This window comes from Thomasclavelia sp. (genome assembly GCF_017889095.1).
In the GTDB taxonomy this organism is placed as follows: domain Bacteria; phylum Bacillota_I; class Bacilli_A; order Erysipelotrichales; family Coprobacillaceae; genus Thomasclavelia.
This window is the reverse complement of sequence record NZ_JAGHEW010000370.1, coordinates 1-6970: the sequence shown is the minus strand read 5'-3', so window position 1 is coordinate 6970 and position 6970 is coordinate 1. Positions and strand designations below refer to the sequence as shown.

General features: G+C 31.3%; 6 protein-coding genes. 4 read left to right on the top strand and 2 right to left on the bottom strand.

What is annotated here, in order from left to right:
* Window positions 1–126: 126 nt before the first annotated feature.
* Window positions 127–2475 carry a ferrous iron transport protein B gene (gene feoB, locus J7M77_RS15630; RefSeq protein WP_296880253.1) on the bottom strand — a complete coding sequence of 783 codons (2349 nt, stop codon included), beginning with the start codon at window positions 2473–2475 and terminating at the stop codon, window positions 127–129.
* A 127-nt stretch (window positions 2476–2602) separates the two neighbouring features.
* Window positions 2603–2989, bottom strand: coding sequence for a DUF3783 domain-containing protein (locus tag J7M77_RS15625; RefSeq protein ID WP_296880251.1), 387 nt, complete (start codon window positions 2987–2989; stop codon window positions 2603–2605).
* A gap of 338 nt (window positions 2990–3327) precedes the next feature.
* Here J7M77_RS15625 and J7M77_RS15620 point away from each other — a divergent pair, with 338 nt between their 5' ends.
* From J7M77_RS15620 to J7M77_RS15605, 4 genes are all read left to right on the top strand, one after another.
* Complete coding sequence (locus tag J7M77_RS15620) at window positions 3328–4149, top strand: ABC transporter permease (RefSeq protein ID WP_296880249.1); 822 nt, start codon at window positions 3328–3330, stop codon at window positions 4147–4149.
* Window positions 4150–4157: 8 nt separating this feature from the next.
* On the top strand, window positions 4158–4985 hold the full coding sequence (locus J7M77_RS15615) for an ABC transporter ATP-binding protein (protein WP_296880247.1): 828 nt from the start codon (window positions 4158–4160) through the stop codon (window positions 4983–4985).
* 10 nt (window positions 4986–4995) lie between these two features.
* A complete protein-coding gene (gene tagD, locus J7M77_RS15610) occupies window positions 4996–5382 on the top strand; it encodes a glycerol-3-phosphate cytidylyltransferase (protein ID WP_296880245.1) in 387 nt (128 codons plus the stop codon).
* An 8-nt stretch (window positions 5383–5390) separates the two neighbouring features.
* Window positions 5391–6970 (top strand): CDP-glycerol glycerophosphotransferase family protein (locus J7M77_RS15605; RefSeq protein ID WP_296880243.1); only part of this gene is annotated, 1580 nt, incomplete at its 3' end.

Below are 6970 nucleotides of genomic sequence, written 5' to 3'. Positions count from 1 at the left end.
ATTGATTGTTGATTATGGTTCATGTTCTCAAATTACAGCTGGTTTAAAAGAAGATCCAAATGGTAATGTAACATTAAAAATGATTATCCAAATGTTAAAAAAATGACAGAAAAAACTGTCATTTTTTTAAAATCCAATAATTGTACCAATTGCAAAGACTAGAAAAGCAGCTAACCAGGCAATTAAGCATTGTCCAAAGGCCACAACGATTGCCCATTTACCGCCCAGTTCCTGTTTAATTGCTGCAATTGCCGCAACACAAGGGGTATATAATAAACAGAAAATTAATAACGATAAACAGCTAAGTGGTGACAAAGCAGCTAATAAATTAGCGGTGCTGCCAAAAAGGATCGAAACTGTGGAAACCACACTTTCTTTAGCCATAAATCCCGTTATTAAAGCCGTAGAAACTTGCCAACTGCCAAAACCAAGCGGAGCAAAAATAGGGGCAATGATACTTGCCAAAGAGGCTAGGATACTGTTTTGGGAATCAGTTACCGGATTTAAAGTTAGATCAAAGGTTTGTAAAAACCAAATAATGATCGTCGCTACAAAGATAATCGTAAAGGCTCTTTGTAAAAAGTCTTTGGCTTTTTCCCATAATAACTGACTAACATTTTTCCAGCTTGGTAAACGATAATTAGGTAATTCCATTACAAATGGTACAGCTTCACCTTTAAATAACGTTTTACGCATTAATAAAGCCGTTAAAATACCAACTAAAATACCAGTAAAATATAAACCAACCATGATTAAAGCGCCGTGCTTAGGAAAAAAGGTAGCGGTAAAAAAGGCATAAATTGGCAGTTTTGCTGAACAGGACATAAATGGTGTTAATAAAATCGTCATTTTACGATCCCTAGTTGATGGTAAAGTTCGACTTGCCATGATTCCAGGTACACTGCAGCCAAATCCAATCAACATTGGCACGATGCTGCGACCAGATAAACCGATTTTACGTAATAATTTATCCATGACAAAAGCAATTCGAGCCATATAGCCACTATCTTCTAATAATGATAGGAAAAAGAATAGGGTAACAATAGTTGGTAAAAAGCTTAGCACACTACCAACCCCATTAAGAATCCCATCAATAACTAATGACTGTAATACTTCACTAACATTAGCATTTATCATCATATTGGCTACTAAATTAGTAATTGATTCAATCAGCATTTCTAATAAACTGGAAAGTTCAGCCCCAATGACATTAAATGTAAGATAGAAAACTAATGCCATTATCCCAATAAAGGCTAAAATTGCAGTATATTTACCAGTTAAAAAACGATCGATTTGTATACTTCGTAAATGCTCTTTGCTTTCTTTGGGCTTAATTACTGTTGCTTTACAAATCTTAGCAATAAAGGTAAAACGCATATCGGCAATTGCTGCAGCTCGGTCGAGTTTACGTTCAGTTTCCATTTGTTTAATGATATGCTCTAAAGTTTCCTTTTCATTATTATCAAGATCTAACTGTTCTAAAATAATTTGATCGCCTTGAGCTAATTTGCAGGCAGCAAAACGTTTAGGGATGTTAGCTGATTTAGCGTGATCTTCGATTAAATGCATGATTGCATGTAAGCAGCGATGAACGGCACCACCATGATCGCTAACATCGCAAAAATCCTGGCGAGTAGGACGTTCTTGATATTTAGCAACATGAATAGCATGATCAACTAGTTCTTGAATTCCTTCATTTTTAGCAGCAGAAATGGGAATTACCGGAATACCTAACATTGATTCCATTTCATTTACTAAAATTGAACCACCATTTTCTCTAACTTCATCCATCATATTTAAAGCTAAGACCATGGGAATATTTAATTCCATTAATTGCATCGTTAAATATAAATTACGTTCAATATTAGTTGCATCAACAATATTGATAATACATTTAGGATGTTCATTTAAAATAAATTCACGAGTTACTAATTCTTCACTTGAATATGGTGACATTGAATAAATACCTGGCAAATCAGTTACCATAGTATTGTCATGATGCTTGATCTTACCGTCTTTACGATCAACGGTTACTCCGGGAAAATTACCCACATGCTGAAAAGAACCGGTTAACTGATTGAAAAGAGTAGTTTTACCACAGTTTTGATTTCCTGTCAAAGCAAATGTTAATAGTTCATCATCACTTAAAGGGTGCTCAGTTTTTTTGTTGTGATACTTTCCTTCTTCACCTAAACCAGGATGATCGATTTGTTTTGCATAAGTTAAATGTTTAGGTTTCTTTTTTTTATCGTGAATATCTTCGATCGTTATTTTTTTTGCATCTTCTTTTCTTAAAGTTAATTCATAGCTATGGATCCTAATTTCAAGGGGATCACCTAATGGTGCATGTTTGACCATGGTGACTTCCTCTCCAGGAATTAAACCCATATCTAAAAAATGCTGGCGCAATGAAGTTTCACCACCGACGGAAGTGATCATTGCACTTTTTCCAATTGGTAAATCATTTAAAGTCACTGCTATAGCCTCCTAAAAATAATGTCAATTTTTATCCCTTTTTGATATTTGTTAGTATAGTAAAACAAATTGATTAAGTCAAGAATACTTTGATTTATAAATAAAAAACCAAAGTAATTACCTTGGTTTAATGAGCTTTTTTCATTCCTGTAAATTGAAGATATTCAGTTTTAACATTATCTAGTAATTGTTTAAAAGTCCAATCGATATTAGTTTTAGTAACAATAGCTTTTAAAGGAATAAAAGGAATATTAGCTTCTTTAAAGATTTCTAACAATAAATCAACCTGTTTATCTTCAAATCCGGCTAATACCATCATATCATCATGAGGAATTGAAGTTAGAGCTTCTGTTCCTCTTTCATAATCATCAAGTCCTAAAATATACCCTAAAGGATTCATTAAGTCACTAGTTTTTACAATAATAACTTCAACATTTAATTTCTCTAAAATCGAAATAATTGCCTTACCAGCTTCAGTTTTGTCAATATTATATAATAAAACGGTTTCTTGCATTGCTATAGCCTCTCTTTCGATAAATAGATTATCATATTTTATCATTTGATTCAACTATGATGCTTATTTCTAGATTGTTTGTTTTTCTTTAAAGAAATAAGTAAAAAAATGAAAATATCTTTTGATTTTAGATAGAATTATGGTATTTTATTAGTTGTAAATACAGCTCTAATATTATAGTCATGGCGTTTTAGTTATGATTTTTATAGAAATATTTAGCTAAAATGCGATTAATATCAAAAGTCATGGTGGAAGTATTGTAATTATAATGTTAATATATAGTTATGTAAATTATCAAATAATTTAAACTTGTTAGTCATGGTGTATGGAGGGATAAGATGTTTAAAAGTATAAAATATGTTCTAAAGGAGAATTTTAGTAATTTGTTTAGAATATATTCTATTTCTAAATATGAATTATTATCAGATATGCGTGATTCTAGATTAGGAATTTTTTGGAATTTTGCTAATCCGTTAATTCAAATCTTGACTTATTATTTTGTTTTTGGATTGGTTATGAATCGTAAGGATGTTGATGGGTTTCCGTTTATCCAATGGATGTTAGCGGGGATGGTTGTCTGGTTTTTTATCAATCCTTGTATTACTCAAGGAGCTAATGCTATTTTTTCAAAAATCAATGTTATTACGAAAATGAAATTTCCGGTTAGTGTTTTGCCAGCTACGGTAATTTTAAAAGAATTATTTAATCATGCCTGTATCATGATTTTATTAATTATCTTCTATTTTACCCAGGGAATTTATCCTTCAATTTATTGGCTTGGACTTATTTATTATTGTTTTGCGGGTTGTTGTTTTACGGTAAGTTTGGCAATGGTTACATCAGTATTAAATATGATAGCGCGAGATACCAGAAAATTGATTTTAGCTTGTATGCGGTTAATTTTATATTTAACACCAATTCTATGGCCAATTTCCCGTTTTAGTGCTCAAACGCCATTATTTAATTTGATCCGTTTTGTAATGAAGATCAATCCTATCTATTATATTGTTTGTGGTTATCGTGATTGTTTTTTATATCATAATGGTTTTATGTATTATTGGAAACAGATGGCTGTTTTTTGGGTAATTACGATCGTGTTATTTGGTTTTGGCTGCATGATGATGTATAAATTCAAACATAAATTTATTGATTTAATATAGGTGATAAGATGGAAGATTATGCTGTTAAGTTTGAACACGTTTCAAAGATATATAAGTTAAAAAAGAAAAATACAGGTAAGAAGAAAAATAATGAAACAAAACGTTTTTATGCTTTAAAAGATGTTAGCTTTGAAATAGCTAAAGGAGAAGTAGTGGGGATTTTAGGAACTAATGGTTCTGGTAAATCGACATTATCTTTAATTTTAGCAGGAATCAGTGAGATTGATGAAGGTAAGTTACATATCAATGGAGAACAGTCATTAGTTGCGATAAATACTGGTTTAAATAAACAGTTGACAGGATTGGAGAATATTCATGTCAAAGGCGCTTTATTAGGACTGTCAAAGAAAAAAATTCAAACGATCATTGATGGGGTGATAGAATTTGCGGAATTAGGAGATTTCTTATATCAGCCGGTTAAAAAATATTCTAGTGGAATGAAATCGCGGTTAGGTTTTTCCATTTCAATTTATTTAGATCCTGATATTATTATTGTTGACGAAGCGTTATCAGTTGGGGATAAAGGTTTTGCTCAAAAGTGTCTTAATAAAATGAATGAACTAAAAGACAATGGAAAGACAATTATTTTTATTTCGCACTCATTACCGCAAGTTAGAAAATTTTGTCAAAGTGCAATGTGGATCGAAGGCGGAATGCTTAAAGAATATGGTGAAGTCAATGAGGTTTGTGACCGCTATGGTGAATATGTTGACTATTATAACAGTCTTACTAATAAAGAAAAAGCAAAGATTAGAGATAGTAAGTTTGAAAAAAGAATTGTTCAAAATCCCCAAATTGGATTTTGGGAAAAAGTTATTGATCGCATAAAAGGATAGGTGAAAGTTAATGAAGAAGGTTATTACTTATGGTACATTTGATTTATTTCATGTAGGTCATTTGAACATTATTAAACGAGCAAAGGCATTAGGGGATTATTTGGTAGTTGCTGTAAGCAGTGATGCTTTTAATGCTCAAAAGGGGAAAAAGGCATATCATAGTGACCATGATCGTAAATTGATCTTAGAGGCAATTAGATATGTTGATGAAGTGATTTTAGAAGAATCATGGGACCAAAAGCCTCGTGATATCAAAGAACATGATATTGATATATTTGTCATGGGTGATGATTGGAAAGGAAAATTTGATTATTTAAAAGAGTATTGTGAAGTTGTTTATTTACCTAGAACAGAAGGTATTTCAACAACCAAAATAAAAGACGATTTACATAAGTAGGTAGTTATATGAAGTTAAGTATTATTATTCCTTATGATCGTCATGAACAGTATTTATATGATTGTTTAGAAAGTATTAGTGAACAAGAATTAAATGATTTTGAAACCTTGTTAGTAGCTAGTAATCATGCTTTGGTTGATGAAAAAATAACCAGCTATCAAGTTAATTTAAAAATAATTCGGGTAGAAGATGACAGTAATGTTGCCTATAAACGAAACATTGGGTTAGCTAATGCGACTGGTGAATATATTTATTTTATTGACTGGGATGATTATTTAATGCCGGGGGCTTTAAATAAGTTGTTAGCTCGTGCTAGTCAAGGTGATTTAGATTTAGTTACGGGAATTAGAAAAGTAACCTGGTTTAAAAAGAAAGTCTTTGAAACTATGGGTGATGAAAAAAATGATGAATTAAATCTTAAAGATAAAGATCATGATGCTAATCATCGTTTTTTAGAAAAAGAATATACAAATGAAAACGCCAATGAATATGCTACTGATGTTTTGATTCGAACACGCCATGCGATTCGTAATATTTCAGCGTTAAATATCTTGATTAAAAAAGAATTGCTTGATCACCATCAAATCACTTTTAATGAAGCATTTAATTATTATAGCGATGCCCCATTTGTAGTTCAATTATTGGATTATGCTAACAGTTTTGATCGGGTCTTAGATTGTGTATATGTAAAAAGAAAACACAATGATCCCATTAACAATCCCGCTTTATCACAATTAAAAGATGAAAACAAATTTAATGAGTTTATCGAAGCTTACAAATATTGTAAAGCAATTGTCGATAAAGACAGTTATATTCGCTATTATTTAGATTCTAAGATGTTACGTTATTATACTAAATTTTTTGCTCGTAAGATTCGTCGCAGCAAAAATGATTTTTGGCGTGAAGAACGTTTTACTGTCATGGGTGAAATATTAGCTGATATTAATCCACGCTTACTAGCGAAATGTTCGCGTTATAGTAAAAAAATTGTTAATGCCTGTATCAAAGGGGACTTACAAACGGTAAAAAGAGCTGTAAATCGCCATTTAGCTAAGATTAAGTTTAAAAAGATATTGAAAAATAAAAATGAAATGAATAAATATCTTTACCGTCATAAATACATCAATAAACCAATCGTTGAAAATCTGGTTATGTTTGAAACGTTTATGGGAAAAAGCTATGCTGATTCTCCAAAATATATCTATGAATATTTAGCTAAAAATTATCCTGGTAAATACCAGTTTGTTTGGGTTTTAAATGATCCTAAACAAAAATTACCGTATGGTGGTAAGGTCGTTAAAAGATTTACCCGTGAATACGCTTATTATTTAGGCGTTAGTAAATATTTTGTTTTCAATATTCGTCAGCCTCTATGGTTTAGAAAACGTGAAGAACAAGTATTTTTAGAAACGTGGCATGGTACGCCGTTAAAACGACTGGCTTTTGACCAAGAAGAAGTAACTGCGGCTTCACCAACATATAAAGCGCAATTTTATCGGCAAAAAAAGGAATGGGATTATTTAATTGCCCCTAATAAATTTTCTAGCGATATTTTTAAAAGCTGTTTTATGTATGATGGTAATATGTT